The organism is Hymenobacter sp. BRD67 (assembly GCF_013256425.1).
In the GTDB taxonomy this organism is placed as follows: domain Bacteria; phylum Bacteroidota; class Bacteroidia; order Cytophagales; family Hymenobacteraceae; genus Hymenobacter.
In genome coordinates this window covers 3,720,131-3,746,174 of sequence record NZ_CP053904.1, presented here as the reverse complement: position 1 = coordinate 3,746,174, position 26,044 = coordinate 3,720,131, and the positions used below count along the sequence as shown (strand labels likewise).

Sequence of the window (26,044 nt, the reverse complement as noted above, 5' to 3'; positions counted from 1 at the left end):
TTTGTTTCCAGCCTACTTCCTAAACAGCTTCAATATAAACACAGTAAGCTAACGCTTGACTAGTCGCGGTCGCGGTCGCGGCCCCGGTCGTGGTCTTTGTCGTGGCCATGGTCGTCATCGTGGCCGCGGCCATCACCGTCGCGGTAGCCGTCGCGATGCATTTTCTTAGCCTGGCCAGGGGGCAGGCCGTGGGGGTTGCCTCCCCGGCTGTACGTCCAGGGCGAGTCGCCGCGATAGTCGATGTACTGCGGGTGGAAATTGCGCGAGTCGTAGCCTTCAAGGCGCTCATGGCGCTCCCATTTGCCATTGCGCTGCACGAGGTAGCGGCGGCCGGGTACATCGTAGTACGCATTGGCTTCGGGAATGTAGTAGTACTGGGCGTTGGCCGGAGCACCTACCACCACCGGCGGGGCGGTGTTGATGTTAACGTTAATCTGCGCCTGTGCCGGGGCGGCGGCAAAAGACAGGGCGCTCAGCAGGCCGAGGGTAGCCGTTTTTTGAAGCAAGTTCATGAGAAAGAAAATTGAGGTGATAGCGCTGGCCTGGCAAGGATGCTGCCAGGAAAAGAACATGTGGCTTATACGTAGCCGCCCTGCTTTTGACCTTGCGCAAGTGGTAGCGGCCCATCGTTGGCCAGGTGCCGGGCTGAACAAGGCCGTCTTATATAGTGGCCAGCTCCCGGCCAGATGCCGATAAGCTGCTCAACGTCTGAATGACAGCCAGGCTATTGCGTTGTAGCTGCGCCCGGTGCTTGTCATTGGAAAGGTTAGATACCTCCTCCGGTATAATCTTCGGTTTGCCCTGAAAAGCCGGCGCCAGCAACAGGCCAGTGAGCCAGCAGCATAGTGGGCGAAGGCAAAAAGGAAAGCGCATAAGCGAGGGAAAAGCAGAAAGCAAGCGTTCCGGAAATAGCTGGCGGCAGCGGCCTGGTAAAGAAAGAGAAAAAGCGCCGCACCAAACACCGCCTAAGCTTGTTAGCAGCAATCGGCCTGCCATTCGGGGTCGGGAAGAAAACTTTCGGGTTTCTGCTACCCCTGGCTGGCCGTTCGCGTACCTTTGCTTGTTCCTCCGATTTGCCCGCATGGCTAAAAAAACGGCTGCCGCTCCTGTGGCCCCTGCTCCGAAAAAACCTAAGGCAGCTCCTAAAAAAGCCGCTAAACCGGCCGCCGACGCGGCTCACGTTCTGACCTCTGCTACCGAAGATAAGCTAGTAGAAGTAGCTGAAAAGCAGGCCGCCGACCTGCGGCACAACCTGCCCGTTGGTCGCCAGCCCGTGCCCGCCGGCCTGGCCGTAGCCGAGGCGCATCAGACACCCGCTGCCTTGCCGCCTACTGCCAGCGCCCCCTTGTGGGTGCCGAGGCCGAAGCGCCATTCATTGAGGTGTATGGTGCCCGCGAGCACAACCTCAAAAACGTGTCGGTGCGTATTCCGCGGGGTAAACTGGTGGTTTTCACGGGTATATCGGGCTCGGGCAAATCGAGCTTGGCCTTCGATACTATTTATGCCGAAGGCCAGCGGCGCTACATGGAGACGTTTTCAGCCTACGCCCGCTCCTTCATGGGCGGGCTGGAGCGGCCGAATGTCGATAAAATCGAAGGCTTGTCGCCGGTAATCTCTATTGAGCAGAAAACCACCTCGCGCAACCCGCGCTCCACCGTGGGCACCATTACTGAGATATACGACTTCCTGCGTCTGCTGTATGCCCGCACTGCCGAAGCCTACAGCTATGCCACCGGCAAGAAGATGATTCGGCAGAGCGACGACCAGATTATCAATTACATTCTGCGGCATTTTGAAAACCGCAAGCTGGTGGTGCTGGCCCCGGTAGTGAAAGGTCGAAAAGGTCACTATCGCGAAGATTTTCAGAAGATTGCCAAGCTGGGCTTTACCAAGGTGCGCGTCGATGGCGAGCTGCTCGACATCACGCCCAAGATGCAGGTTGATAGGTATAAGATTCACGATATTGAAATCGTGATTGACCGGCTGGTAGTGAAAGAAGAAGACCGGTTTCGCCTCTCCGGCTCGGTGCAGAACGCGCTCACCCACGGCAAAGGCACCATGCTGGTGCTCGACCCCGATGCGAAGGGCGAGAAGGGCAAGCCGCAGTTTTTCTCGCGCTTTTTGATGGACCCCGAAACCGGCATCGCCTACGACGACCCGGCTCCTAACACGTTCAGCTTCAACTCGCCCTACGGCGCGTGCCCGCACTGCGCCGGCCTGGGCGAGGTGCAGCAGATAACCGAGGAAACCGTTATTCCGGACCCCAAGCTGAGCATTAGCCGGGGAGCCATTGCGCCACTGGGGGAATATCGTGACATTTGGATATTTCAGCAACTCCAGCTCATTCTCAAAAAACACAAGGCCAGCCTCAACACGCCCATTGAGAAGCTCGATGCCGAGCTGCTGAAACGCCTGCTGCACGGCATCAGCCAAGACGATGCCGATGATGCCAAGGCCGTTTACACGGAGCCGTTTGAAGGCATTATTCCCTTCCTGCGCCGGCAGATGGACTCGGAGTCGGACAACATCCGGGAGTGGATTCAGCAGTACACCCAGGCCCAGACCTGCCCGGTATGTGAAGGCTACCGCCTCAAAAGGGAAAGCCTGCACTTCAAGCTGGCCGACCGGCACATCGGCGAGCTTTCGGTGCTGGATATCAACGAGCTGGCTGCCTGGTTTGTGGGTCTGGAAGACCGCCTCAGCGACCGCCAGAATCTCATTGCCCGCGAGCTTCTTAAGGAAATCCGTAAGCGCATCGGCTTCTTGCTCGAAGTGGGGTTGGACTACCTCAGCCTGCACCGCTCGGTACGTACACTCAGCGGGGGTGAAAGCCAGCGCATTCGCCTCGCCACCCAGATTGGCACCCAGCTCGTGGGCGTGCTCTACATCATGGACGAGCCCAGCATCGGGCTGCACCAGCGCGATAATGAGCGCTTAATCAAGGCCTTACAGCACCTGCGCGACATCGGCAACTCGGTGATTGTGGTGGAACACGACAAGGACATGATACTGCACGCCGACCACGTGCTCGACATCGGCCCCGGCGCGGGCATCCACGGCGGCCACATTGTGGCCGAAGGCACGCCCGAAGCCATCTTCAACTCCGGCTCGCTCACTTCCGACTACCTGAGCGGCAAGCGCAACATTGAGCTGCGCAGGAAGAAGCGCGAGGGCGAAGGCAATTTCCTGGTGCTGAAAGGTGCCAAGGGGCATAACCTCAAGAATGTAACGGCTAAGTTTCCGCTCGGCAAGCTCATTGCCGTCACGGGCGTGTCGGGCTCGGGCAAGTCGTCGCTCATTCACGACACGCTGTATCCGATTCTAAACCAGTACTTTTTCAATGCTCACCGCGAGCCCCTGGCCTACGGCAGCCTCGAAGGGCTGGAGCTGATTGACAAGGTGATTGAGGTCGACCAGTCGCCCATCGGCCGCACGCCGCGCTCGAACCCCGCTACTTACACCGGCGTGTTTACCGAAATCCGGCAGCTGTTTGCCGAGATGGCGGAGGCCAAAATCCGGGGTTACGGGCCGGGTCGCTTTTCCTTCAACGTGCGCGGGGGCGCTGCGAAACCTGCGAAGGCGCGGGCATCCGCACTATCGAGATGAATTTCCTGCCCGATGTGCACGTGCCCTGCGAAACCTGCAAGGGCCGCCGCTACAACCGCGAAACGCTGGAAGTGCGCTTCAAAGGCAAGAGCATTACCGACGTGCTCGACATGACGGTGGAGAAGGCCGTGGAGTTTTTCGAGTTTCAGCCGCGTATCCTGCGTAAAATCAAGACGTTGGCCGATGTTGGGCTGGGGTACCTTACGCTGGGCCAACAGGCCACCACGCTCTCGGGCGGCGAGGCCCAGCGCGTGAAGCTGGCCACCGAGCTCAGCAAAAAGGATACCGGCAAGACCTTCTATATCCTCGACGAGCCCACTACCGGCCTGCACTTTGAGGACATTCGCCACCTCGCCGACGTGCTGCACAAGCTCGCCGACAAGGGCAACACCGTGCTCATCATCGAGCATAATCTGGACCTCATCAAGGTAGCCGACCACGTCATTGACATCGGCCCCGAGGGGGGCGCGGGCGGCGGCGCCATTGTGGCCCAGGGCACCCCCGAGCAGGTAGCCAAGAGTGGCAAAGGCCACACCAGCCGCTTCCTGGCCGAGGAGCTGAAGACGAGCAAGTACGCCAGCGCTTAGGAGTTGGCTAAGCCTTAAGCATAAAAGCCCAATACTATTAAAAAAGAGCGGCCTGCTCCGACAAGCGGAGCGGGCCGCTCTTTGGGGTTGCCCACTACGCCTTTAGTCCAGCGCCACGCGCTGGCCAGTCAGCGCTATGCTGGCTTTCAGTACTTTGCCAGCAGCCACCTCAGCGGCCAGCGGCTGGCCGCCGCCCACAAAAACCTGCACCTGCCCGGCCAGCTCGACGCGCTGAGCCTGGGCATTGAGCCGCGAAAGTTGCCGCGGCGTCAGCGTAAACTGCACCGTCTGGGTTTGGCCGGGAGCCAGACTTACGCGCCGGAAACCTTGCAAGGCGTGCAGCGCCGTGCGGCCCTGTCCTGCCGGGTGCCGCACGTACAGCTGCACCACCTCGTCGCCGGCGCGCGGGCCTGTGTTCTGCACCTCTACGCTTAGCACGATGGGCTGCCCGGTCCGGGGCTTGGATAATATAATTAATTTACTATATTTAAACGAGGTGTAGCTCAGTCCGTAGCCGAAAGGGTAGAGCGGCACGCCCTTGAAATAGCGGTAGGTGCGGCCTTCCATGCTGTAGTTGTTGAAGGCCGGTAGCTGGGTTTCCGACTTATAAAACGTCACTGGCAGGCGGCCGGCGGGGTTATAATCGCCAAACAGTACGTCGGCCAGCGCGGTACCGGCGGCCTGCCCACCGTACCAGCAATTGACGATGGCCGGCAGATTGGCCGACTCCCAAGGCGTGGCAAGGGCGCTGCCCGTCATCATGACGAATACGACCGGCTTGCCCGTGGTATGCAGCACTTTAAGAAGGTCGGTTTGAACCCTGGGCAACGCAATGCTGGTGCGGTCGCCGCCGCTGAAGCCGGGCACATCCACCTTCATTTCCTCGCCTTCGAGCCGGGGCGAGATACCGCCCACGAACACGATGGCATCGGCATCTTTTACCAGGGCCAGGATGTTGGCCGCGTTCATCGGCACCACGTGCGCGCCCGTGAACCTGAGAATGCTGCGGCTCACGTTCTGCACGTACTCCAGCTTGATAGCCAAGGCCTTGCCAGCCGTCACGGAGAGCACGTACTGGTTGGTCGACACCCCGTGGCCATTCCAGGCATCCATTACCAGCTTACCATCGATAAACAAGCGGTAGCCGTCGTCGCCGGTTATTTGCAGGGCCAGCTCCTCGGTTTTTTCGGGGGTGAAGGTGGTGAGGTAGCGCGCCGAGATATTCTCGGCCGGCAGGCCCTTCACAATCTCCAGTTTGGCGTTGGCCAGGTAGCGGTCGAGGCCGGCTTCCTGCTGGGTGACTACGGGCGGGCCTTCCAGGTTGGGGTTTTTGAAGTATTCGGCCTGAAAGCCCGGCTGCCCGTTATAAGATAGGCTTTGGTTAATATTCAGCGGCTCATACACGGTGCTGCTGGCGTAGTCAACGCCTTGTATGTATGTCACTTCCGTATTCTTGCCTAGCTTGTTTATGATGCCTTCGAGCGGGGTTACGAGGTGGGTGGGGAACCCATTATAGTTACCGAGCTGCACGCTTTCGTTGTTGGCGTTGGGGCCAAGCACGGCTATTTTCTTGAGGTCTTTGCGCAGCGGCAGCGTGTGGTTGTCATTCTTGAGCAGCACCACCGACTCGCGGGCCATCTTCAGGGCGTGGGCTTGGTGCGGCGCGCTCTCGACCACACTCATCGGAATCTGAGCGTACCTGACGCGCTCTACCGGGTCGAACATACCCAGCTGAAACCTAATTTTGTAGAGCCGCTTCACCGATACATTCAGCTGCTCCTCGGTAATAAGCTTCTTCTGCACCGATTCGAGTAGCGAGTTATAAGTGAATAACTTTCCTGTAGCACACTCAATATCAGTGCCGTGCAATACGGCGTTGGCGGCGGCAGTCGCCGCGTCGGGGTCGGTTTTGTGGTGCTGCCAGAAGTCGTTGAGCCCGTCGCAGTCGGAGGTGACGTAGCCTTTAAACTGCCATTTTTTATATAAAATGTTGGTCATCAGAATGTCGCTGCCGCAGCACGGCTGCCCGGCGTAGGCATTGTAGGCGCACATCACGCCGGCCACCCTGGCATCCACAATCAGGTCGCGAAAAGCCGGCAGGTACGTGTCCCAGAGGTCATAGTCGCTGATTTGGGCATCAAATACGTGGCGCAGCTGCTCGGGGCCGCTGTGCACGGCAAAGTGCTTGGCACAGGCCGTGACTTTCAGGTACTTCGGGTCGTCGCCCTGAAAGCCTTTCACCAGCGCCGAGCCCAGCTGGCCGGTCAGGTAGGGGTCTTCGCCGTAGGTTTCCTGGCCCCGGCCCCAGCGCGGGTCACGGAAGATGTTGATGTTGGGCGTCCAGAAGGTAAGGCCCTGGTAGATACCGCGCTCACCGCGCCGCACGTACTCCTGGTGCACGGCCCGCGCCTCATCCGAAGTGATAGTTGCCATGGTCAGCATCGCGTCCTTGTCGAAGGTAGCCGCCATGCCGATGGCCTGGGGAAACACCGTCGTTTTCATACTCGTGCGGGCCACGCCGTGCAGCGCTTCGTTCCACCAGTTGTAGGCCGGAATGCCCAGGCGGTCGATAGCCGGCGAATTATTCAGCATCTGCGATACCTTTTCGGGCAGCGTGAGGCGGCCCACCAGGTCATCAACCCGCTGGTCGATAGGCAGGTCGGGGTTTTGAAACGGAAATTCGGCGGATCGGGCAGGTAGTAGCACCATCGAAGGGACTGCCGGCAGCAGCGTACCACTGCCCGTGAGCAAGAGCAGGCCGAGAAGGGCGTGGGGTAGTTTCATGCGGGTGAAAAAAGCAAAAACAAACACCCGCATAAGCTCGGAGCCAGCCGGGATACGACTAAAAGTAAGGCGAAACTCCTGTTTGCAACTAATTGTATGTTAATTAAATGCCCTAATCCAATGCGAAAACGATTGTGATAGCTGATAACATTGGAATTGTAGTAAATGCCCGGCTGGTCGTACGTAGCAAGTGAGATAAGGCCCAAAAAAGCGCGGCCCGCCGGCCAGGCGGGCCGCGCAGTAGCGGCTGAAAGCCCCGGTGCTTTGCCCGTGGGTTGGGGCAAAAGCGCTCGGCGAGTATAGTGCGGGCGCGACGGCGGTGAAGTGCCGGCCCGTGAGGTGGGGTGCCGGTTTTGTTGCGCCGGGTTAAGCAGGCAGGAGTGATACGTGACTTCTCTGCCGGGCAAGGCGCGGAAATCACGAATCATTCATCTTTAATCATTAACTATTAACCAGTTACTCGTACACAAACCGAACCTCTTGCCGTATTTCCGGGTTCAGGCTCAGGGCCACCGGGCAGGTGTGCGCCGTCCGCTCCATCAGGGTACGGTCGGCGGGGCTGAGGGCAGCGGGCAGGTGCAGCTCAACAGTGAGCTGCGCAATGCGGCGCGGCGGCTCAGGGCTCATAATTTTTTCCATCTTAAACGAACTACCTACCAGGTTTAGCTGATGGCGCTCGGCTACGATAGCCATGGTTGTCAGAATGCAAGTGCCCAGGGCAGTACCTACGAGGTCGGTCGGCGAAAACGCTTCGCCGCGCCCGTGGTTATCAACCGGGGCATCGGTTTGGATAACGGTGCCCGAAGCAGTATGCGTAGCTTCGGTGCGCAGGTGGCCCTCGTAGCGGGCGGTAGCGGTGGTGTGGGACGTGCTCATACTACAAAGCTACCCCGGCAGCGTTAGCAAAGCGCATGGTGGCGAATGCTGCCCCACAAGGTATTTTTGATTCCTCTATGAACAAGAAGACGCACGTCATTGCCGCTGCTTGCCTGGCGCTCGGTACCGCCTGGGCTCGCCAGGCTCACGCCCAGGCGCCGGCCACCACTACGCCTCCACCCGCGGGCCTGCTATGGAGGCTGCTCCACAAACCATGCCCTCCGATGAGCAATCATATAAAAAAGAAACTATATACGGAATAAATTTTAATACCCAGGGTGGCCTTATTGGCGGCGTGAGTGTGCGCGTGGCCCGGGTGCTCGACGAGCGCTGGCTGCGCTTCTGGAGCCTGGAAGGCGTATCGCTGAAAAACCCTAAGGAAGAAAATTATACCAATGGCGAAACCGGTGGCAGCTTTAAGCGCTTCAAGGCCAACTACGCCTTTGTGCTGCGGCCTTCGGTGGGCATCCAGCGCATTCTGTTTCGTAAGGCTGCCGATGCCGGCGTGCAGGTAAACGGGCTGCTGAGCGCCGGCCCCTCGCTGGGGCTGCTCATGCCGTATGTGATTAGCTACGACTACGATGCGAAGCGCAACGGCAGCTATGGCGTAAATGATGTGCTTACCGATGAGCCCTACGACCCGGCTAAGCACGAAGCCGACAACGGCCGCTGGATATACGACCGGGCCCCGCTCTTCAGCGGCATTGGCCAAACCAAGATTGTGCCGGGGGCACACCTGCGGGGCGCTCTGAGCTTTGAGTATGGGCGCTACCGCGATGCGGTGGCCGGAGCCGAGGTGGGGTTTCTGATAGAAGGCTTTACCCAGCGCATGACTATTCTGACGCCGCCGCTGGTAGACCCCAGCACGCTCAACAGCCAGTTTTTTCCCTCCGTTTACCTGACGCTGTACCTGGGCCACCGGAACTGAAGCTAGTGAGCGCTGGCCTGGTCTGGCCGGCTTCTTCCTGAATTCTCAGTTAACTTTACTGTATGGATACCCTGCTGCTCTCTCTGCCCATTATTCAGGCCGAACCGCTTGCGCCCGTGGCGCCGGCCCGCCCGCGCAAGCCCGACTGGCTGCGGGTAAAGCTGCCCATTGGCCCGACTACGCCGCCGTGCGCAAGCTGGTAGATGAGCATAAGCTGCATACGATATGTGAGTCGGGCAACTGCCCCAACATGGGCGAGTGCTGGGGCGCGGGCACGGCCACGTTTATGATTCTGGGTAATGTGTGCACGCGCTCGTGCTCGTTTTGCGCCGTAGCCACCGGCCGCCCCACTGAGCTCGACCTCGATGAGCCCCGCCGCGTAGCCCAAGCTATTGCCCTCATGAAAGTGAAGCACGCCGTGCTGACCTCCGTAAACCGCGACGAGCTGAAAGACCGCGGGGCCAGCGTGTGGCGCGATACCGTCGTCTTCACCAAGCAGCTGAGCCCCGAAACCACCATCGAAACGCTTATTCCCGATGTGAAAGCCAACTGGGATGCCCTCGACGTCATGATTTCGGGTGGCCAGGAAGTGATTTCGCACAACATGGAAACCGTAGGCAGCCTCTACCGCCTGGTACGCCCCCAGGCCAAGTACGACCGCTCGCTGGAGCAAATCCGGCGTACCAAACTGGCCGGGCACCGCACCAAGTCGGGTATTATGCTGGGCCTGGGCGAAAAAGCCGATGAGGTACACCAGGCTATGGACGACCTCGTGGCCAACGGCCTCGACATTCTTACCCTCGGCCAGTACCTTCAGCCCACCAAGCGCCACCTCGAAGTAGCCGAGTTTATCCACCCCGAAGTATTTGCGCAATACAAGGAAGAGGGCCTGCGGCGCGGCCTGAAGTACGTGGAAAGCGGCCCGCTGGTACGCTCGTCGTACCACGCCGAGCGCCACGTCAACGTGCCGGTTTAACGGGCCGTAGTCCTGCAAAAGCAAAGAAAGCCCCGTCATTCGACGGGGCTTTCTTTGCTTTTGCTAGGTTGACTGCTTAGCGAACGGCCGCCGGGCGGCGCACATCGGTGGGCGGATAGTTGCCCAGCACGCTGTTGACGATGCGATAGGTTTCCTCTTCCGAGATGCTGTTCTGGTTGAGCTGCGCCTGGCCGGTGCCGCGCCAGGCAAGCTCCTTGCGGCGGGCATCCACGATGTCGATGATAACCGTGCCGGCCTTGTAGTTATACGCGCCCCCGCCGTAGGGGTAACCGCCAAAGCCGCCGTAGCCATAGCCATAGTAGGGGTAGCCGTAGCCACCACCATACGGATAGCCCGATACCTGCTGCTTGTTTTCCACGCGCACGCTATAGGCCACGTACACATCGGGGTTGCTGGTAGTTTCGGTCAGGCCCTTGGCGGTGAGGTCTTTGCTCACGGCATCGCGGATACGCTGGTCGGTAAACGACTCGTACCCTTTGGCCGGGCCGCCTTCCGTGTCATTCGCCTGCTTGGGGTACCAGGCCCAGGTATGGTAGTTGCGGAAATTAACGGCGTGGTCGAAGTCGCTGGTCACGCCAACGTTGGCAGTTGTAGCGCAGGAGCCCAGCCCGAGGGCCAGCGCCAGGCCCGTTGCCGCGAGTGCAGTCGGCCGGGCCAGAAAACGAGTGATGCGGTTCATAATGTTATAAACTAAGGAATAAGACCCATTGCGGGAGGTAGCTGATTAACGTCGGCCATTGCGCCAATGTTCCAAATTTGGTAGGCAAGCCGACTAGTTTGCTTAGCTAATCGCCCAACACCCAAAACGCCAGTCCAAACACTTTTCGCGTGCTTAGACTGGCGTTTTTAGAAAATGTAAAACCGGGGTCTACCCGTTTTACCCGCGATTAATACGATGGGCCTTTGTCGGTGGCTACCAGCTGCTCGGCTTCGTCGGCGTATTCTTCCATGGGCGTGCAGCTGCAAATGAGGTTGCGGTCGCCGTAGGCCGAGTCGATGCGGCTCACGCTGGGCCAGAACTTGGCCAGGCGCACGTAGGGCAGCGGGTACACGGCCTGCTCGCGGGTGTAGGGGCGCGTCCAGGCCTCGGTGAGCACCACGGCGGCCGTGTGGGGCGCGTGCTTGAGCACGTTTTCCTTCTGGTCGGCGCGGCCGGCTTCGACCTCGGCAATTTCCTTGCGAATCGAAATCATGGCCTCGCAAAAGCGGTCCAGCTCCTGCTTGCTCTCGCTTTCGGTGGGCTCCACCATGAGCGTGCCCGCTACCGGGAAGCTTACCGTGGGCGCGTGGAAGCCGTAGTCCATCAGGCGCTTAGCAATGTCTTCGACCTCAATGCCCGCCTTCTTGAAGTGGCGGCAGTCCAGAATCATCTCGTGGGCACAGCGACCCTGGTGGCCGGTGTACAGCACGGGGTAGTGCTCCTCCAGGCGGGCCTTGATGTAGTTAGCATTCAGAATAGCCAGCTCGGTAGCCCGCGTAATGCCATCGCCGCCCATCATCGAGATGTAAGCATATGAAATTGGCAATATACTGGCCGAGCCGTAGGGCGCGGCCGATACGGCCCCGTGGTTACGGCCCTCAACCGGCACCACCGCGTGGCCGGGCAGGTAGGGAATGAGGTCGGCTACCACGCCGATGGGGCCCACGCCGGGGCCGCCGCCGCCGTGCGGAATGCAGAACGTCTTGTGCAGATTAAGGTGGCACACATCGGCCCGATGGCGGCGGGCGAGGTGAGGCCTACCTGGGCATTCATGTTGGCGCCGTCCATATACACGCGGCCGCCGTGCTGGTGAATGAGCGCGCAGATTTCGATAATCGTTTCCTCATACACGCCGTGCGTGCTCGGGTACGTCACCATGAGGCACGAGAGGCGGTCGGCGTACTGCTCGGCTTTGGCGCGCAGGTCGGCCACGTCGATGTTGCCGTCTTCAGTGCTTTTCACCACTATTACCTGCATACCGGCCATGACGGCCGAAGCGGGGTTGGTGCCGTGGGCCGAAGCCGGAATGAGCGCCACCGTGCGGTGCGTGTCGCCCCGGCCTTCGTGGTAGCCCCGGATGGCCAGCAGGCCCGCATATTCGCCCTGGGCACCCGAGTTGGGCTGAAGGCTAACGGCCGCGAAGCCGGTGACCTCACACAGCCAGGCTTGCAGGTCTTTGATAATCTGCTGGTAGCCCAGGGTCTGGTCGGCCGGCGCAAAGGGATGCAGCTGGCCGATTTCGGGCCAGGTTACGGGTATCATCTCGGCCGTGGCGTTGAGCTTCATGGTGCACGAGCCCAGCGGAATCATGCTGTGCGCGAGGCTCAGGTCCTTGTTTTCAAGGTGCTTCATGTAGCGCAGCATCTCATGCTCGGCGTGGTGCGAGTTGAAGACGGGATGCGTCAGGTACTCGCTGGTGCGCTGGAGGCGCTCGGGCCAGCTCAGCGTCAGCTCGGCTTCGAGGGTGGGGGCGGCAGTGGTGTACACTTCCTTGCCCAGTACCTTGGCAAATACGTCCACGATGTCGCACACGTCGTCAAACTCCACGTTCTGGTGCAGGCTGATGCCGACCAGCGTGTCCTCGTAGTAACGGAAGTTGAGGCCGGCGGCCTCGGCCTCCGTCTTCAGGGCCTGCTGCAGCTCGTGGCTTTCGAGGCGCAGGCTCAGCGTGTCGAAGTAGTTGGCATTCAGCTGCTCTACGCCCAGGGCTTTCAGCTCGGCTTCGAGAATCTGGGTAAAGAGGTGGGTGTTTACGGCAAACTGCCGGATGCCTTTCGGCCCGTGGTACACGGCAAACATGCCGGCCAGCACGCTCAGCAGCACCTGCGCGGTGCAGATGTTGCTCGTTGCTTTTTCACGCCGGATGTGCTGCTCGCGGGTTTGCAGGGCCATGCGGTAGGCTTTGTTGCCGGCCGCGTCCACGCTCTGGCCGATAATACGGCCCGGAATGACGCGCTTAAACTGGTCTTTGCACGAGAAAAAGCCCGCGTGCGGCCCGCCAAAGCCCATCGGCACGCCAAAGCGCTGCGACGAGCCCACGCACACATCGGCGCCCAGCTCGCCGGGCGACGTAAGGAGCGTGAGGGCCAGCAAATCGGCGGCCATCACCACAAACAGGTCGTGCTGGTGCGCCGTGTCGATAAATTCCTGGTAGTCGAAAATCGTCCCGTTGGCTCCCGGATACTGCACAATGGCGCCAAACAGTGCCTCGTCGCTCAGGTCGGCGGTGCGGTGGTCGCCCACTACCAGCTCAATGCCCAGCGGGGTGGCGCGGGTGCGCAGCACATCGATGGTCTGGGGCAGCACCTGCTCCGACACGAAAAACTTGCTGGCATTCTTCTTTTTGGTTTGCGAGTGCAGCATGTGCAGCGCCTCGGCGGCGGCCGTGGCCTCGTCGAGCAGGCTGGCGTTGGCAATGGGCAGGCCGGTGAGGTCGATTATCAGGGTCTGATAATTGATGAGCGCTTCGAGGCGGCCCTGGGCAATCTCCGCCTGGTAGGGGGTATAGGCGGTGTACCAGCCTGGGTTTTCCAGAATATTGCGCTGAATAACCGGCGGTAGCGTGGTGTCGTGGTAGCCCAGGCCGATGTAGCTCTTGAAAACCTTGTTTTGCCCGGCAATCTGCTTGAAGCGCTTCAGAAACTGGCGCTCGGTCAGGGCCGGAGGCAGGGCCAGCGCCTGCGACAGGCGAATGGCGGGCGGCACCGTTTCGGCGATGAGCTGGGCCATCGACTCGGCCCCAATGGCTTGCAGCATGGCTTGCTGGTCGGCGTGGCTGGGGGCGTTGTGGCGGGTTTCAAACACGTCGGCGGGCTTGAATCTAAACGACATAAACGTGGGCTGGGGAGGGGAGAAGAAAGCAACTTTTTCCTTAACAAAGGTAAGCCCGGTTTGGTCGGGGAGGGAGCGTACTTTTGAGCCAAACCTACCTATTCTGTCATTGCTGCGCTCGCAAATGACAACCCATCTTATGCCTTTTCCCACCCTCCTTGGCCTGCTGCGCGAAGGCCGTACGCCGCCCGACCGCCGCGTGGCGCTCACCCCCAAAAAATGCGTGGAGCTGCAAGACACCTACCCCGGCCTGCGGGTGCGGGTGCAACCCAGCCCGCACCGCGCCTTCGCCGACCAGGAGTACCGCGACCTGGGCATCGAGGTCAGCGAGGATATGGCGGGCTGCGATGTATTGCTCGGTGTAAAAGAGGTGCCCGTATCGGAGCTGATTGCCAATAAAGCCTATCTTTTCTTTTCGCATACCATCAAAAAGCAGCCCCGCAACCGCGAATTGCTGCAAGCTGTTCTTAACAAAAACATTACCCTGATTGATTATGAGCTGCTGACTAACGCAGCCGGCGAGCGCGTAGTGGCTTTCGGGCACTGGGCGGGCATTGTGGGGCGTATAACGGCCTGCTTACCTACGGCCGCAAGCACGGGCTCTACCAGCTTAAGCCAGCCTGGCAGTGCGTCGATATGGAGGATATGGAGGAGGAATTTTTTAAGGTGAAACACCTGCCGCCCATCAAGATAGCCGTAACCGGCACTGGCCGTGTGGGGCAGGGCGCGGTGGAGGTGCTAGGCCGCATGGGAATCCGGCGCGTGAGCGTGTATGACTACCTATACCTCGATTTTAGCGAGCCGGTGTATACCCAGCTGTGCAGCTCCGACTACAACCGCCGCCGCGACGGCCGGGTATGGGACACGGCCAATTTTCACCACGAGCCCGCCGCCTACGAATCGGCGTTTGCGAAGTTCATCCCGGTTACCGACCTGCTCATTGCCTGCGCGTACTGGCACCCGGCCGCGCCGCGCTTATTTGCTGAGGCCGATACCCGGCAGCCTGACTTTAAGCTGAATACTATTGCTGACGTGACCTGTGATGTGAATGGCTCCATTCCGCTTACCAAGCGCAGCAGCACTATCGAAGAGCCGGCTTTCGACTATAACCCCGCTACCGGGGAGCTGGAAGCCCCGTATTCGCGCGCCGATAATATTACCCTCATGGCCGTCGATAACCTGCCCTGCGAGCTGCCGCGCAATGCCAGCCGCGATTTCAGCCGCCAGCTGCTCGTCCAGGCGCTGCCGCCACTTATGAGCGGCGACCCGGCCGGCGTGCTGGCCCGCGCCACTATTGCCGAGGCGGGGCAGCTGTGCCCGCGCTTCGCTTACCTACGCGACTATGTAGCATAAAACCGTTGTTATTGCTTGGCGGCCGACCCGATTACCTTGGGGTTTCTAACCGAGTCGATAACCGCAGTATCGGCCGAGTTGGTGGCTGTTGGAGTGTTAGCCAGCGTAGATACCTGCCCGGTTGGGCTGATTTTACGCAGCGTGCCACTGCCGGTATCCGTCACATATACGGCCCCCGTCCCATCGGTAGCCACGCCGGCCGGAAACTTAAAGCCTTCGGCCAGCAGCGTTACCTCGCCGGTCGGGCTCACCCGCCGGATGCAGTTGCTGTAGGTGTCAGCTACCAGTACCCCGCCATCGGCTTCTACCGCCAAGCCGCGCGGGTGGTTAAAGTCATCGGCCAGCAGATTAACCTGGCCGGTAAGGCTGATTTCCCGAATAGTATTATTATCAGTATCCGCTACATATACGGTGCCGTGAGCGCTCACGGCAATGCCAGCAGGCTTGTTGAGGCCACTGGCCAGCGTGCTGATTATCCCACGCGATGTTATTTTTTGCACCGAGCCGGTATTAGGCGCTGCCCCGGTGTCGGCCACGTATACATTGCCTTCGGCATCGACGGCCACGGCGGCCGGATACACTAGGCTATGGCTCTGTACCAGCGTTGTTACCTTCCCGGTGGCACTTACCTGCTTAATGCTGTGGCTGCCGGCATCGGCCACGTACACAAGACCGGTGGTGCCCACGGCCACGCCGGTCGGGTAAGAAAGATTGGTATTGACTACGAGCGATACTTCCCCGGTCGGGCTTACCTTTTGCACGGCGCCGTTGTCGGTATCGACTACGTACACATTGCCCGCCGCATCGACAGCTACCCCGTCGGGGTAGCTGAACGATGGCGGTGCCGCTGGCCGGCTGGCGGTCAGGCCCGCTGCCAGTAGGGCACTCATGAGTAAGGACGTCTTCATAGTCAGGAAAGGATGAGCAAGTAACCACTCCAAAGATACTGAACGTTCCATTCAATTTGCTATTATTTACCACTTTAGTACAATAAGGTGAAACCTTCTGCGTTTCATGCCGCTTTTTTATGAACCTGACCTCCCGCTCCACCGCTCCCGAGCTGATGGATGACCTGACCCTGGCTACCGAAGAGCTACGGCAAAACCTCGACGAGCTGGAAACTATCAATACCTGGCTGGGTGGCTACCAGCCGGTGCTGGGGGCGCTGGCGCGGCTACGGCCTCGCTTCCCCGCCGGCCGCCCCCTGCGCCTGGCCGACCTGGGCAGCGGCGGGGGCGATACCCTGCGCCACATAGCCCGCTGGGCCCGCCGCCGGCAGGTGCCCGTCGAGCTTACTGGCATCGACGCCAACGACTTTATGCTCGACTACGCTGCGCAAAAGAGCGCTGCCTACCCCGAGATATCGTATAGTAATTTCGATATATTATCGCCCCAATTCACCGCGCAGGACTATGATATTCTCACGGCCAGCCTGTTCTGCCACCATTTCACCGATGCCGAGCTGGTAGGGCTGCTGCGCAGCTGGCAGCAGCAGGCCGGGCTGGCCGTTGTTATCAACGATTTGCACCGCCACCCGCTGGCCTATTATAGCATTAAGCTGCTAACCAGGCTATTGGGCGGCTCGCGCCTGGTGCAGTACGACGCGCCCCTCTCCGTAGCCCGCGCCTTCTCGCGCCAGGATTGGCAGCGGCTGCTGGCTCTGGCTGGTGTTGAGCGGTATGAGCTACGCTGGTGCTGGGCCTTTCGCTGGCAGGTGGTGATTTTTGCCGAAAATAGTTAGGCCAATGCAGAGCTTGGGGAGTAGTTTTGCTCAGGCAGCCAAGATGATAGAGGTAGTTGGCCCTGGGTAAAATCGCTTGACATAATAGATACTATTAAAATAGTAGTGAATAGACGCTACTCTTACTAAATCCTTGCTTATAACACAGCGTATATTATTCATGATTCTAATAGGTAAGCTTGCCGGTCTTTTCTGCTTACAAAAATTGGTAGGAAACCTTGTGTTAAGCAACACATATTCCGCTCATCTACGCTCAATTAATCACTGCCTTAGCATCCTCGTTGTATTGATTAGCATACTGCTTTGCACGCACAAACTCCACCCACACGGGCGTTAGCTGAGCTGATTAACAGCCAAGAGCCGGCCTGGCAATTTGTGAGCCAGTGGATTCGCGAGGCTAAGAATAAGGTGCAGGTCTTACCAAAGACACCTGCTCGGGCCGATAGTACCTTGCTGGCTGCCCAAGTCACCACCAGGTCTCCCATGGGAGCTATTATTTATGAAACAGGAGGGTTGCTCATTGATGGAGGTTGGCTACGGGTGTTAGGTTCTGGTAGCCCAATGCTTAACCGCACCATTATGGGATGGAATCAAGGCAAGCCTACTGGTATGCTATTGATTGCGGACGACGTGTTAGGAGGTTTTTACGCCCTTAATGGAGGCGCATTTGGCCAAGAATCTCTGGGCAAGGTTTTTTATTTTGCTCCCGATAAGTTGCAGTGGCAAGCCACGAATAAAACCTACTCGGAATTTCTAAGCTTTTGCTTTTCGGGGAATTTGCAGGCGTTTTACCGCAATCTTCGCTGGAAGGGGTGGGAGCAAGAAGTCAGCGCTCTAACTGGTGCTCAGGGATTGGCTTGTTACCCGTTCCTGTTCACAGAAGAAGGGGAAAACGTGGCTAAGGACAAGCGGGGCATTGTGCCTATTAAGGAGTTGTGGACCTTTGGACAGTATATGCAGCGTCAAGCGGAAGGGTCCCGATAATTTCAACTTTTTTTACGTTCCATGAACGATGACTGCTCACCCCTTAATGTTAATGGTAAATATATAATAAGAAATTTATTTTAATATATATCCCTACTCGTAGCTGATTTGTAGCAGCATGGCCTCCATCGTCAGCCCCGGCCCGAAGGCGCAGCTGAGCACGGGCGCCCCGTTATCGGCGGGCGTAGCGGCGGCCAACAGCTCGCGCAGCACAAAGAGCACCGTGGCCGACGACATGTTGCCGTAGTCGCGCAGCACCTGGTAGGCGTAGCGGTTGTCGTGCTTGCTCAGGTGCAGCGCCTGTTCGATGGCTTCCAGAATCTTACGTCCGCCGGGGTGCAGGGCGAAGTGGCGAATATCCTCACGCCGCACCGGCAGGTCCTGCAATAAATCGGCCGTGAGCTGCCCGATACCGCGCTGAATCAGCGCCGGTACGTAGCCGGAGAGCGTCATCTCAAAGCCGAAGTCGCCGATGTGCCAGGCCATATCCTTGGTGCCTTCGGGCGCAAGGCCGCAGTGAAAGGCCCGGAAAGCCAGGCAGGGCGCGGGGCCGGGCAGCGGTTGGCCCAGCACCAGGCAGGCCGCCGCTCCGTCGGCAAAGAGCGCGTTGCTAACCAGGTGGTCTTCTTCGTGGCTTTTCTGGAAATGCAGGGTGCATAGCTCCACGCTCACTACCAGCACGCGGGCGGCCGGGTCGGCCCGGCAGATGCTATCGGCGAGGCGCAGCGCATTGACGGCCGCGTAGCAGCCCATGAAGTTGACGCAGGTGCGGCGCACGGAAGCCGGCAGGCCCAGCGCCGCCACCAGCTCGATATCCAGGCCAGGCGCGTACATGCCGGTGCAGCTGACCGTAATGAGGTGCGTCAGGCTGGCGGCCTTCACGCCAGGCGCCTGGCGCAAAGAAGCTTCAGCGGCGGCCAGGGCCAGCGGCAGCGCCTCGCGCCGGTAGGCAGCCATGCGCTGGCTCACGCTCGGAAAAGGCTCCAGGCCTGGCGTATTCGGAAAAAAGTCGTAGTCGCCGTTGGCCCGGCCGTAGTCGGCCAGTACCGAGTGGCGATGCTCGATGCCCGACACCCGGTACAGCGCCCGCAGCTTGCGGGTGCCGCTCGCATCCAATGCCAGGGCCTCGGCCATAAAATCGGCTATGGTTGGCTGGGCGAGGCGGTGGGCGGGTGTAGCGGTGCCAATGGCACCCAGGTAGCTGGGCATTAGGGGGAGGTTAGAAACGCAAGTTTACGCACTGGTAGCACGGCCCCAATTGGGCTGAGGGAATTTCACTGTTGATATGCTTGGCCGCCTACGTACGATTACCAGGCGTATTTGGAGCGCTCCGCTTTACGGGCGGGTCCAGGTCGGGTTTAGGAGAAGGGCTTACCGTGGGTCTGCCGCATTAGCGTGCGTACGGCCGCGGGCCAGTGCCGCAGGCCCCCTACTACCAGCTCGCTCAGCACCGGGCCACCAAACAGATGCTGCACCGCCCGCCCCACGCGTAGCCGGGTGCCAAATTGCTGCTGCCACGCGCGGGCATAAGTAGCTTCCAGCGCCGGGCGCGGCAGCTGGCCGCGCAGAAAGCGGTCGGCCAGCGGGACGGCCAGCGCGGCGCCGTGCAGCGCCATGGCCATGCCATTGCCGCAGAGCGGCGTAATGAGCCCGGCCGCGTCGCCTACCATCAGCAGGTGTTGCTCCACAGGCCGCTTGGGCGCGAAAGAAATCTCGTTGATAACCTCGGGCTGCGAATATAGGTTTTTTGCATTATGCAAGATGTCGGCCAGGCGGGGGTTGCGGGCCAGCACCTCGCTTTCAAGCGCCGCAATGGTGCCGCCGGCGACCTTTAAGTTGGCGCGGGTGGTGAGGTAGCAAAAGCAGAGCTTATCCTCCTCAATGGCCGAAATACCAGCGTAGCCGTCGCGAAAGTTGTGGAGCTCAATTATATCGCGGGCAAAGCCGGGCAGCTGCAAGTGATATTTTACGCCGAGGTAAGGCGAGCGCTGCCCAAAAAACGGCCGGCCCAGCTGCCGGTCGAGGGCACTGCGCTTGCCGTAGGTGCCCAGCACGAGCCGCGCCCGCAGCTGGCGCCCATCGGCCAGGGTTACGGTGTGGTGGTCAGCTGCCGCGTCAAATGCCACATCGGCCACGGTGGCAAACAGAAACTCCACGCCCTGGGCCAGGGCCTGCTGGTATAAAAAATGGTCGAGCTCATAGCGGCTTACCCCAAAGCCGCCCAGGTCGAGCGGGCTGGCCAACAGCCGCCCGGCCGGCGACGAAAGCCCAAACCGGCAAATCCCGGCGGGGTTCAGGCCGGCCGGGTCGGCCCCGAGACGGCGCAGGTAGGGCAGCACCTCATTGCTCACATACTCGCCGCACACCCGATGAAAGGGATACGGCCGCCGCTCTACCACTACCACGCGGTGGCCGCGCCGGGCCAGGTCAAGCGCCGCCGCCAGCCCGGCCAGGCCGCCGCCCACGAGCAGCACCGTAAGGTGCGCGGCAGAATAATCGGTTGAAATCACAGATTTACCCGGAAAAAAATCCGGTTTAGGATAAGTAGACGTATAGTAGAACAAAGACGGGCGTACTTTTGCGAAACCAAAATACAGGTTCGCCGTTAACTTTTATCCTACCCTGCTACTGTGTTCAGGTTGATAGTATTATGAAAAAACCCTTACTTTTAATTTTTCTGTGGGTTGCCAGCCTGGGCATTATTATGGGCGGCCTTACGCCTGCCCGGGCTATTGGTATTACTGGCGCGCATCAGGCTATTATTCGTCCGGCCCTCGACGACCATACTCTGGTTGTCTATCCGAACCCCAGCACGGGCATTGTGCACCTCACCATCAGTGGCCTCGAAGGCCGCAAGGTAGAGGTAAGCGTGCTCAATGTTATCGGCACCGTTATGTACCACGAAACGCTCACCGAGCTCAACGAGCGCTATACCAAAACTCTGGACCTGAGTCGGTTTGCTAATGGGCTTTATTACGTAAAGCTCGAAGCCGATAACTCGAGCCAGCTCTGCAAGCTGGTTATCCGGTAGCGTGAGTAAGGAATAGCGCAGGTTTAGAACAGAAAAAGCAGCCTGACAGGCTGCTTTTTCTGTTTCGGAGCCCGGCTGCGGGCCCTAGGCTGCCACGTGCGCGGGGCTTACCATGTTACGAACCCGGCGGGCGGTATCCATGGCCAACAGAGCAGTAGCTACTACGAGCGCAAAAAATAAGAAAAACATAGCGGTAAAAGTCAGGTGAAATGAAAAGTCCGGGCCAGCAGCCAGGGCTACGAGTCTTTTAACCGACGCAACCCGAGGAGGGTTACACTAAAATTCGGGCATTTAGCCACGGGCACCCGGTGGCAGGTGCAAATGCCCGCTCTGAATGAGGCGATAGAGCGTCGAGCGGCCCACCCGCAGGCGGTTGGAGGCCGCTACTACGTCGCCTTGCATCGCGTTGAGGCAGCTTTGCATAATAGCCAGCGTCTGCTCGCGCAGGGAAGGAAATACCAGGGCAGTCTGGTCGGTTGCGCCCGGCAGCCCGGCCAGCGAGCCCAAGGGTACCCGCAGCGGGATGTCGCTGGGTTCGAGCATCTCGCCATCGGCCAGCACGGTGGCCAGCTCTACCATCGCTTTCAGCTCGCGCACATTGCCCGGAAAGTCATAGCTCAGCAGGTGCTCGCGGGCCGCTGGGCTGAGCGAGCGCAGCGGCAGCTTATTCAATAGGCTGAATGACTGCACAAACGACTCGGCCAGCAGCAGAATATCCTGGCCCCGGCTTCGGAGCGGCGGCAGCTCGATGGGCATCCCCAGCAAGCGATAATACAGGTCTTCGCGAAAGCGCCCGGCCTGCACCTCGGCGGCGAGGTCGCGGTGGGTGGCTACCACCAAGCGGGCATCGAACGGAATGGCCTGGCTGCCGCCAACCCGCGTCACGGCGCGCTCCTGAAGCACCCGCAGCAGCTTGGCTTGCAGCCCCAGCTCCAGGTCGGCAATCTCGTCCAGAAAAAGCGTGCCGCCATTCGCTTCCTCGAAGCGGCCGATGCGCCGGGTAGCTGCCCCGGTAAAGGAGCCCTTCTCATGGCCAAACAGCTCGCTTTCGAGCAGCTCGCGCGGAATAGCCGTCATGTTGATGGCCACGAAAGGCTGCCCGGCCCGCGCCGATTGCGCATGAATGGCTTGCGCCACCAGCTCTTTGCCCGTGCCGGTCTCACCCGTTACCGATACGGTAATGGTCGTGCGGGCTGCCTTGGCAATGAGCTCGCGCACCTGCCGGATGCTGGCGTGCTGCCCCAGCAGTTGGCCATCCGGTCTTAGCTCGGCCGTGGCTGGAGGTGGGAGAGCCGGCTGGTGCCGGGCCTGGGTCATCGCCTGCCACAGCTGCTCGGGGCTGCCTGGCTCTTTAGCCAGGTAGTTTGTAATACCCTGGCTTTGCAGCTCGGCTTTCTCTTCCACAGTAGGCTGGCTGGCCACAATGTAGCAGTGAGCCGTTGGCAGCCGCTCGCGGAGCTTGCGCACCAGCCGCAGGGGTATCCCTTCCGGCCCGTCGCCATCCAGGATAAGCGCCCCCGGTGTTGCCGCGGTGGGCAGCCGGTAGGCCAGCGCCTGTGCCACCGTTGTGAAGCGCCGAACCACATGGTCCGGATTCAGGCTCAAGCGGTGGCACAAGCGCATTATATAATTGCTGTCGGGCGCAATGAGCCAAATATGAAAAGAGCCAGATGCCTTCATATGCAGGTTGAATTTGATGCGAAAGCAGTAACTGGCAATTCAAGCGACAATAAAATATTGGTAAAATTATAAATCATGCCTGCTGCGGATTTCGAGTATTTTCTGTAAAATTCCGGGAGAAAGTTTACAATCAAGCTATTTACGAGCAAAAAATGTCAAATGGATTGCTTTTTTATTAAAACAGGAATCTTTTTAGGATAAATCAATAACATAGGAATTAACAAATGTTATTGATAATAAAGTAATTATGGAAATGGCTCCCAACTTGTAGTAATGAGAGCATGCTCAACTTTTACAAATTGGTGTCATGCTTACTCTCGAAATAGTGAAATTTACCCGCATGGTGCGGGGTATTTCAAAAGCTGTAGTATTATCAGCCCTTTTGCTGGCATTTCCATTTGTGATGCAGCAGGCCCACGCGGCCGCCTACTACTCGACAGGTGCTCCCAAAACCTCCACGCCGCTGGTTTGCGTGGTGGGGTGCAGCGGAGTCAATACCAACGTGACCACCCCCGCCACCAGCGTTGCACTATCGGCGGAGGTGAATATTCCGGTGGCCGGGTCGGCCAAGCTCAGATACCAGCTCAACGGGGTAGGGCAGCCGGGCTACCGCGCTGGCATTCTCCTTTCGACTACCAGCGCGCTGCTCGGGGGCAATGCCCTGGGTACGGTTACCATCCGCACTTACCTAAGCTCGGGGCCCACGCCCACAGTGCCGCAAGACCAGCAGGTGGTAACCGGGACGGCCGCTCAGGCACAGCTACTGGCGGGCAAAGGCAGCCCCTCGCAGCTAGAGCTGATTGCGACGGCTCCCTTCGACCAAGTAGAGGTCGAGTTCGGCTCGGCAATCAGCCTGGGCAGCAAGGTTGATGTGTACTATGCCTACGGCATCGGCCCGAACACGGCCGCGCAGGTCACCGGCCTTACGTCAAATTCCAATAGTGCGGCCACTACCAGCCCGTATAGCGTAACTGGCTGCACCGATAAGGTGAGCAACGCCGGCCAGGCCGCCGACAGCGACCCCACTAATTACGCTACTTTCAGCAGCCTGCTTTCGGTAAACTGCCCGGCTCAGCTCACGGTAGGGCTCAACGGCACGGCACCCGGCGGCTACCAGGCCGGCTTCGTCATCGGGCAGGATAACACGGTGCTCGATGCTAGTGTGCTAAGCCACCTTACCCTGAAAACCTATAAGAACGGGGTGTTGCAGGAAACTGCCTCGGGGGCTTCGCTGCTGAGCCTGGGGCTGCTGCCCGATAGCAAGTCGCTGGTAAGCTTCCAGGCAACGATGCCTTTCGATGCCGTATCTATTGAGCGTAGCGATGCCGTATCGGCCCTCGACAACCTCCAGCTATACTACGGAGTGGGAGTGGCCTCCACTACACCCCAGCAAACGCTTTCCAGCTTTGCTACCCCTACTGGTCACTACGCTGCCTCGTCCAGCGGCATTTGCGTAGCCTGCTCGGTTACCTCACCCGCCAATGCCGCCGGCGACCCCAACTCGGCCGCCACCATCAACGTGGGGGTTGGCGTAGCCAACTGGGTAGGCTTGCAGCTCGACCTCAATGGCAAAGGCAACGCCGGCAACCGGGCCGGCATGGTCATTGGCAGCAACACGCCCCTCGATATTGCCGCGCTCAGCCGCATGACCCTGGTAACCTACGACGACAACGGCAACGTGCTCGAAACGGCTTCCGGCTCGTCGCTGCTCAGCCTGGGCGTACTGCCTGATGGCCGCCAGACCGTGAGCTTTAATACAACCAAAGACTTTTCGAAAGTGGGTATTCAGATGAGTGGTCTGGCCACTGCTGCCAGCAGTACCAGCGTTTACTATGCATTTTCTGACAGCTCGAATGGCTCGTTGAAGATAGTGCCCCCCACCGGCCCGCTGCCCGTAACGCTGCTGAGCCTGGCCGTGCGCCGCATAGCCGGCACGGGCGCGGCCGAAATCAGCTGGACCACCGCCACCGAGCTCAATAATGCGGGCTTCGTGGTGGAGCGCACTGCCGACCCGGCCGCCAGCTTTGTGGCCATGGGGCAAGTAGCCGGCGCTGGTACCAGTGGGAGCCAGCACAGCTATAAGCTGGGCGACGAAACTGCTGCCCAGGCTACTGGCACCTTGTACTACCGTCTGCGTCAGCTCGATATAAATGGCCACGCCACGCTCTCACCGGTGGTAGTGTTGGCTCCCAGTAATGCCCCGGTTAGTTTCTCGCTCTACCCCAACCCGGCCACTACTACCGCGCAGGTAACGCTGGGCAGCAGCTCGGCACTTGTGGCCGGCACTTCGGTGAATGTCTATTCAAGCCTGGGGCAGCTGCTAAGCAGCCAGGTACTAAGCCCCGAAGCAGCCGCCAATCTGGTGCATATCTCCACTGCTTCGCTGGCACCTGGCTTGTACCAGGTGGTGCTGCGCAGCCCAGCGGGCCTGGCATTGACGACACAGCGGCTGGTAGTAGCCGGGCAGTAGCCGATGAGCACAAGCGTCACCCTTTCTGTAAAAAGTTGAGCCACAAAGCCCCCCGCTGTAAAGCTGCGGGGCTTTGTGTTTATACTGAAGCCCACGCCATGCTAGGCTCCCAGCTCCAGCCAGGCCGGGCAATGGTCGGAGTGGCTGGCATCGGGCCACAGGCCGGCACCCCGCAGCCGAGGCAGCAGCGCCTGGTCGAGCAGCAGGTGGTCGAGCCGCCAGCCTACGTTACGGGCCCGCGAGCCGGCCCGGTAGCTCCACCACGAGTAGTGCCCGGGCAGTTCGGGGTGCAGCTCTCTAAACGAGTCGGCAAAGCCATCGGCCAGCATATCCCGGAACCACTGGCGCTCCTCGGGCGTGTAGCCGGGGCTGTGCTGATTGGCTTTTGGGTTGTGCAGGTCAATCGCCGCCGGGCAGCAGTTGAAGTCGCCGCCAATCACGAGCGGTGGCACGGCGGCGTCTTGCCGCAGCGCGGCTACATAGGTCCGGAACCAGTGCAGCCAGGCAAGCTTAAACGTTTGCCGCACCGGCCCGCTCGTGCCCGAAGGCATATACGTGTTCAGCACCGATACGCCTTCAAAATCGAGCCGTAGCACCCGGCCTTCGCAGTCGTAGAGCGCTTCGCCGCAGCCAACTACCACTGCCTTGGGCTCCAGGCGGCTAAACGTTGCTACGCCGCTGTAGCCAGGCTTCTGAGCCGGATGCAGGTAGGCGCGGTAACCCAGCGCCGCCAGGCCGCTCACATCGAGCGGAGCAGTACCGGCTTTTATCTCCTGCACGCACAGCACATCGGGCTGGGTAGCAGCCACCCAGTCGAGTAGCCCCTTCCCCAGGGCCGAGCGCAGCCCGTTGAGATTATACGAAACGATTTTCATAAGAAGTAATCACGCGGGGCGGCCTAAATACATTAAAATTAATATATTTAGGCCGCCCCGTACCTTATTCATCGAGCGAGTCGAAGTATTCCAGGATATGCCATTTCAGCATGCGTTCCTGTTCTTTGAGGTTGGCAAACGGTACCGGCGTAAGCAGCTTATAATGAGGCCAGCCTTCCTCGTCGGTGCGCTCCAGCTCGTAATGCCCGCTGAGGCTGAAGAGCTTACAGGTGGCAATGTGCATCAGGTCCTGCTTTTGCTCCTTGGTAAACTCGGCCACACCCTGCCCCAGCTCCTGCACCCCAATAAGCAGCAGCAGCG

Annotated in this window: 17 protein-coding genes and 3 pseudogenes; 9 read left to right on the top strand and 11 right to left on the bottom strand. The window is 59.6% G+C overall.

Features of this window, described 5'->3' with window-relative positions:
* Window positions 1-59: 59 nt before the first annotated feature.
* Window positions 60-512: a hypothetical protein gene (locus GKZ67_RS17460; protein WP_173244888.1), complete on the bottom strand. Its 453-nt coding sequence runs from the start codon at window positions 510-512 to the stop codon at window positions 60-62.
* A gap of 148 nt (window positions 513-660) precedes the next feature.
* The gene (locus GKZ67_RS17455; RefSeq protein WP_173244885.1) at window positions 661-873 is read right to left on the bottom strand and encodes a hypothetical protein; all 213 of its coding nucleotides are present in this window, start codon (window positions 871-873) and stop codon (window positions 661-663) included.
* Window positions 874-1,347: 474 nt separating this feature from the next.
* Here GKZ67_RS17455 and uvrA point away from each other — a divergent pair.
* Window positions 1,348-4,193, top strand: a pseudogene (gene uvrA / locus GKZ67_RS17450) (excinuclease ABC subunit UvrA).
* Window positions 4,194-4,295: 102 nt separating this feature from the next.
* Here the strand turns inward: uvrA and GKZ67_RS17445 are convergent.
* Together GKZ67_RS17445 and GKZ67_RS17440 are read right to left on the bottom strand one after the other, a co-directional pair.
* Window positions 4,296-6,977, bottom strand: a complete 2,682-nt coding sequence (locus GKZ67_RS17445) for a glycoside hydrolase family 3 C-terminal domain-containing protein (RefSeq protein WP_217278617.1) — start codon at window positions 6,975-6,977, stop codon at window positions 4,296-4,298.
* 456 nt (window positions 6,978-7,433) lie between these two features.
* Window positions 7,434-7,853, bottom strand: a complete 420-nt coding sequence (locus tag GKZ67_RS17440) for an OsmC family protein (protein ID WP_173244882.1) — start codon at window positions 7,851-7,853, stop codon at window positions 7,434-7,436.
* Between the two features lie 193 nt (window positions 7,854-8,046).
* Between GKZ67_RS17440 and GKZ67_RS17435 the strand changes: the two genes are divergently transcribed.
* Window positions 8,047-8,781, top strand: a complete 735-nt coding sequence (locus tag GKZ67_RS17435) for a hypothetical protein (protein WP_173244879.1) — start codon at window positions 8,047-8,049, stop codon at window positions 8,779-8,781.
* Window positions 8,782-8,855: 74 nt separating this feature from the next.
* Window positions 8,856-9,757: pseudogene (gene lipA / locus GKZ67_RS17430) on the top strand (lipoyl synthase).
* Window positions 9,758-9,833: 76 nt separating this feature from the next.
* Here the strand turns inward: lipA and GKZ67_RS17425 are convergent.
* Complete coding sequence (locus tag GKZ67_RS17425) at window positions 9,834-10,457, bottom strand: DUF4136 domain-containing protein (protein ID WP_173244876.1); 624 nt, start codon at window positions 10,455-10,457, stop codon at window positions 9,834-9,836.
* Window positions 10,458-10,665: 208 nt separating this feature from the next.
* A pseudogene (gene gcvP / locus GKZ67_RS17420) lies at window positions 10,666-13,589 on the bottom strand (aminomethyl-transferring glycine dehydrogenase).
* 139 nt (window positions 13,590-13,728) lie between these two features.
* On the opposite strand from gcvP, the gene GKZ67_RS24785 reads away from it, so the two are divergent.
* Both GKZ67_RS24785 and GKZ67_RS24780 read left to right on the top strand, forming a co-directional pair.
* Complete coding sequence (locus GKZ67_RS24785; RefSeq protein WP_317172178.1) at window positions 13,729-14,259, top strand: hypothetical protein; 531 nt, start codon at window positions 13,729-13,731, stop codon at window positions 14,257-14,259.
* Window positions 14,226-14,942 carry a hypothetical protein gene (locus tag GKZ67_RS24780; protein ID WP_317172177.1) on the top strand — a complete coding sequence of 239 codons (717 nt, stop codon included), beginning with the start codon at window positions 14,226-14,228 and terminating at the stop codon, window positions 14,940-14,942. The genes GKZ67_RS24785 and GKZ67_RS24780 overlap by 34 nt, the downstream gene beginning before the upstream one ends.
* An 8-nt stretch (window positions 14,943-14,950) precedes the next feature.
* Here GKZ67_RS24780 and GKZ67_RS17410 read toward each other — a convergent pair whose 3' ends face one another.
* Window positions 14,951-15,850 carry an NHL repeat-containing protein gene (locus GKZ67_RS17410; RefSeq protein ID WP_173244873.1) on the bottom strand — a complete coding sequence of 300 codons (900 nt, stop codon included), beginning with the start codon at window positions 15,848-15,850 and terminating at the stop codon, window positions 14,951-14,953.
* 119 nt (window positions 15,851-15,969) lie between these two features.
* On the opposite strand from GKZ67_RS17410, the gene GKZ67_RS17405 reads away from it, so the two are divergent.
* Window positions 15,970-16,683, top strand: coding sequence for a methyltransferase domain-containing protein (locus GKZ67_RS17405; protein WP_254244907.1), 714 nt, complete (start codon window positions 15,970-15,972; stop codon window positions 16,681-16,683).
* Window positions 16,684-16,986: 303 nt separating this feature from the next.
* Complete coding sequence (locus tag GKZ67_RS17400) at window positions 16,987-17,667, top strand: DUF2625 domain-containing protein (RefSeq protein WP_173244868.1); 681 nt, start codon at window positions 16,987-16,989, stop codon at window positions 17,665-17,667.
* 93 nt (window positions 17,668-17,760) lie between these two features.
* Here the strand turns inward: GKZ67_RS17400 and GKZ67_RS17395 are convergent, their stop codons facing one another.
* Window positions 17,761-18,876 (bottom strand): type III polyketide synthase, encoded by a 1,116-nt coding sequence (locus tag GKZ67_RS17395; protein ID WP_173244865.1) that lies wholly within the window; start codon window positions 18,874-18,876, stop codon window positions 17,761-17,763.
* 149 nt (window positions 18,877-19,025) lie between these two features.
* Window positions 19,026-20,177, bottom strand: coding sequence for an NAD(P)/FAD-dependent oxidoreductase (locus tag GKZ67_RS17390; protein WP_254244906.1), 1,152 nt, complete (start codon window positions 20,175-20,177; stop codon window positions 19,026-19,028).
* 140 nt (window positions 20,178-20,317) lie between these two features.
* Here GKZ67_RS17390 and GKZ67_RS17385 point away from each other — a divergent pair, with 140 nt between their 5' ends.
* Complete coding sequence (locus GKZ67_RS17385; RefSeq protein ID WP_173244862.1) at window positions 20,318-20,698, top strand: T9SS type A sorting domain-containing protein; 381 nt, start codon at window positions 20,318-20,320, stop codon at window positions 20,696-20,698.
* A 291-nt stretch (window positions 20,699-20,989) separates the two neighbouring features.
* Here the strand turns inward: GKZ67_RS17385 and GKZ67_RS17380 are convergent, their stop codons facing one another.
* The gene (locus GKZ67_RS17380) at window positions 20,990-22,378 is read right to left on the bottom strand and encodes a sigma-54-dependent transcriptional regulator (protein ID WP_254244905.1); all 1,389 of its coding nucleotides are present in this window, start codon (window positions 22,376-22,378) and stop codon (window positions 20,990-20,992) included.
* Window positions 22,379-22,685: 307 nt separating this feature from the next.
* Between GKZ67_RS17380 and GKZ67_RS17375 the strand changes: the two genes are divergently transcribed.
* Window positions 22,686-24,848 (top strand): T9SS type A sorting domain-containing protein, encoded by a 2,163-nt coding sequence (locus tag GKZ67_RS17375; RefSeq protein WP_173244860.1) that lies wholly within the window; start codon window positions 22,686-22,688, stop codon window positions 24,846-24,848.
* Between the two features lie 101 nt (window positions 24,849-24,949).
* On the opposite strand, the gene GKZ67_RS17370 is transcribed toward GKZ67_RS17375, so the two are convergent.
* Window positions 24,950-25,723 (bottom strand): exodeoxyribonuclease III, encoded by a 774-nt coding sequence (locus tag GKZ67_RS17370; RefSeq protein WP_173244857.1) that lies wholly within the window; start codon window positions 25,721-25,723, stop codon window positions 24,950-24,952.
* Window positions 25,724-26,044: the final 321 nt, after the last annotated feature.

Coding starts and splice junctions, on each gene's coding strand:
- GKZ67_RS17370 (WP_173244857.1), bottom strand. CDS start 25,723: ATGAAAATCGTTTCGTATAATCTCAACGGGCTGCGCTCGGCCCTGGGG.
- GKZ67_RS17440 (WP_173244882.1), bottom strand. CDS start 7,853: ATGAGCACGTCCCACACCACCGCTACCGCCCGCTACGAGGGCCACCTG.
- GKZ67_RS17375 (WP_173244860.1), top strand. CDS start 22,686: ATGCTTACTCTCGAAATAGTGAAATTTACCCGCATGGTGCGGGGTATT.
- GKZ67_RS24785 (WP_317172178.1), top strand. CDS start 13,729: ATGCCTTTTCCCACCCTCCTTGGCCTGCTGCGCGAAGGCCGTACGCCG.
- GKZ67_RS17410 (WP_173244873.1), bottom strand. CDS start 15,850: ATGAAGACGTCCTTACTCATGAGTGCCCTACTGGCAGCGGGCCTGACC.
- GKZ67_RS17380 (WP_254244905.1), bottom strand. CDS start 22,378: ATGAAGGCATCTGGCTCTTTTCATATTTGGCTCATTGCGCCCGACAGC.
- GKZ67_RS17435 (WP_173244879.1), top strand. CDS start 8,047: ATGGAGGCTGCTCCACAAACCATGCCCTCCGATGAGCAATCATATAAA.
- GKZ67_RS17425 (WP_173244876.1), bottom strand. CDS start 10,457: ATGAACCGCATCACTCGTTTTCTGGCCCGGCCGACTGCACTCGCGGCA.
- GKZ67_RS17445 (WP_217278617.1), bottom strand. CDS start 6,977: ATGAAACTACCCCACGCCCTTCTCGGCCTGCTCTTGCTCACGGGCAGT.
- GKZ67_RS17405 (WP_254244907.1), top strand. CDS start 15,970: ATGAACCTGACCTCCCGCTCCACCGCTCCCGAGCTGATGGATGACCTG.
- GKZ67_RS17460 (WP_173244888.1), bottom strand. CDS start 512: ATGAACTTGCTTCAAAAAACGGCTACCCTCGGCCTGCTGAGCGCCCTG.
- GKZ67_RS17455 (WP_173244885.1), bottom strand. CDS start 873: ATGCGCTTTCCTTTTTGCCTTCGCCCACTATGCTGCTGGCTCACTGGC.
- GKZ67_RS24780 (WP_317172177.1), top strand. CDS start 14,226: ATGGAGGATATGGAGGAGGAATTTTTTAAGGTGAAACACCTGCCGCCC.
- GKZ67_RS17385 (WP_173244862.1), top strand. CDS start 20,318: ATGAAAAAACCCTTACTTTTAATTTTTCTGTGGGTTGCCAGCCTGGGC.
- GKZ67_RS17395 (WP_173244865.1), bottom strand. CDS start 18,876: ATGCCCAGCTACCTGGGTGCCATTGGCACCGCTACACCCGCCCACCGC.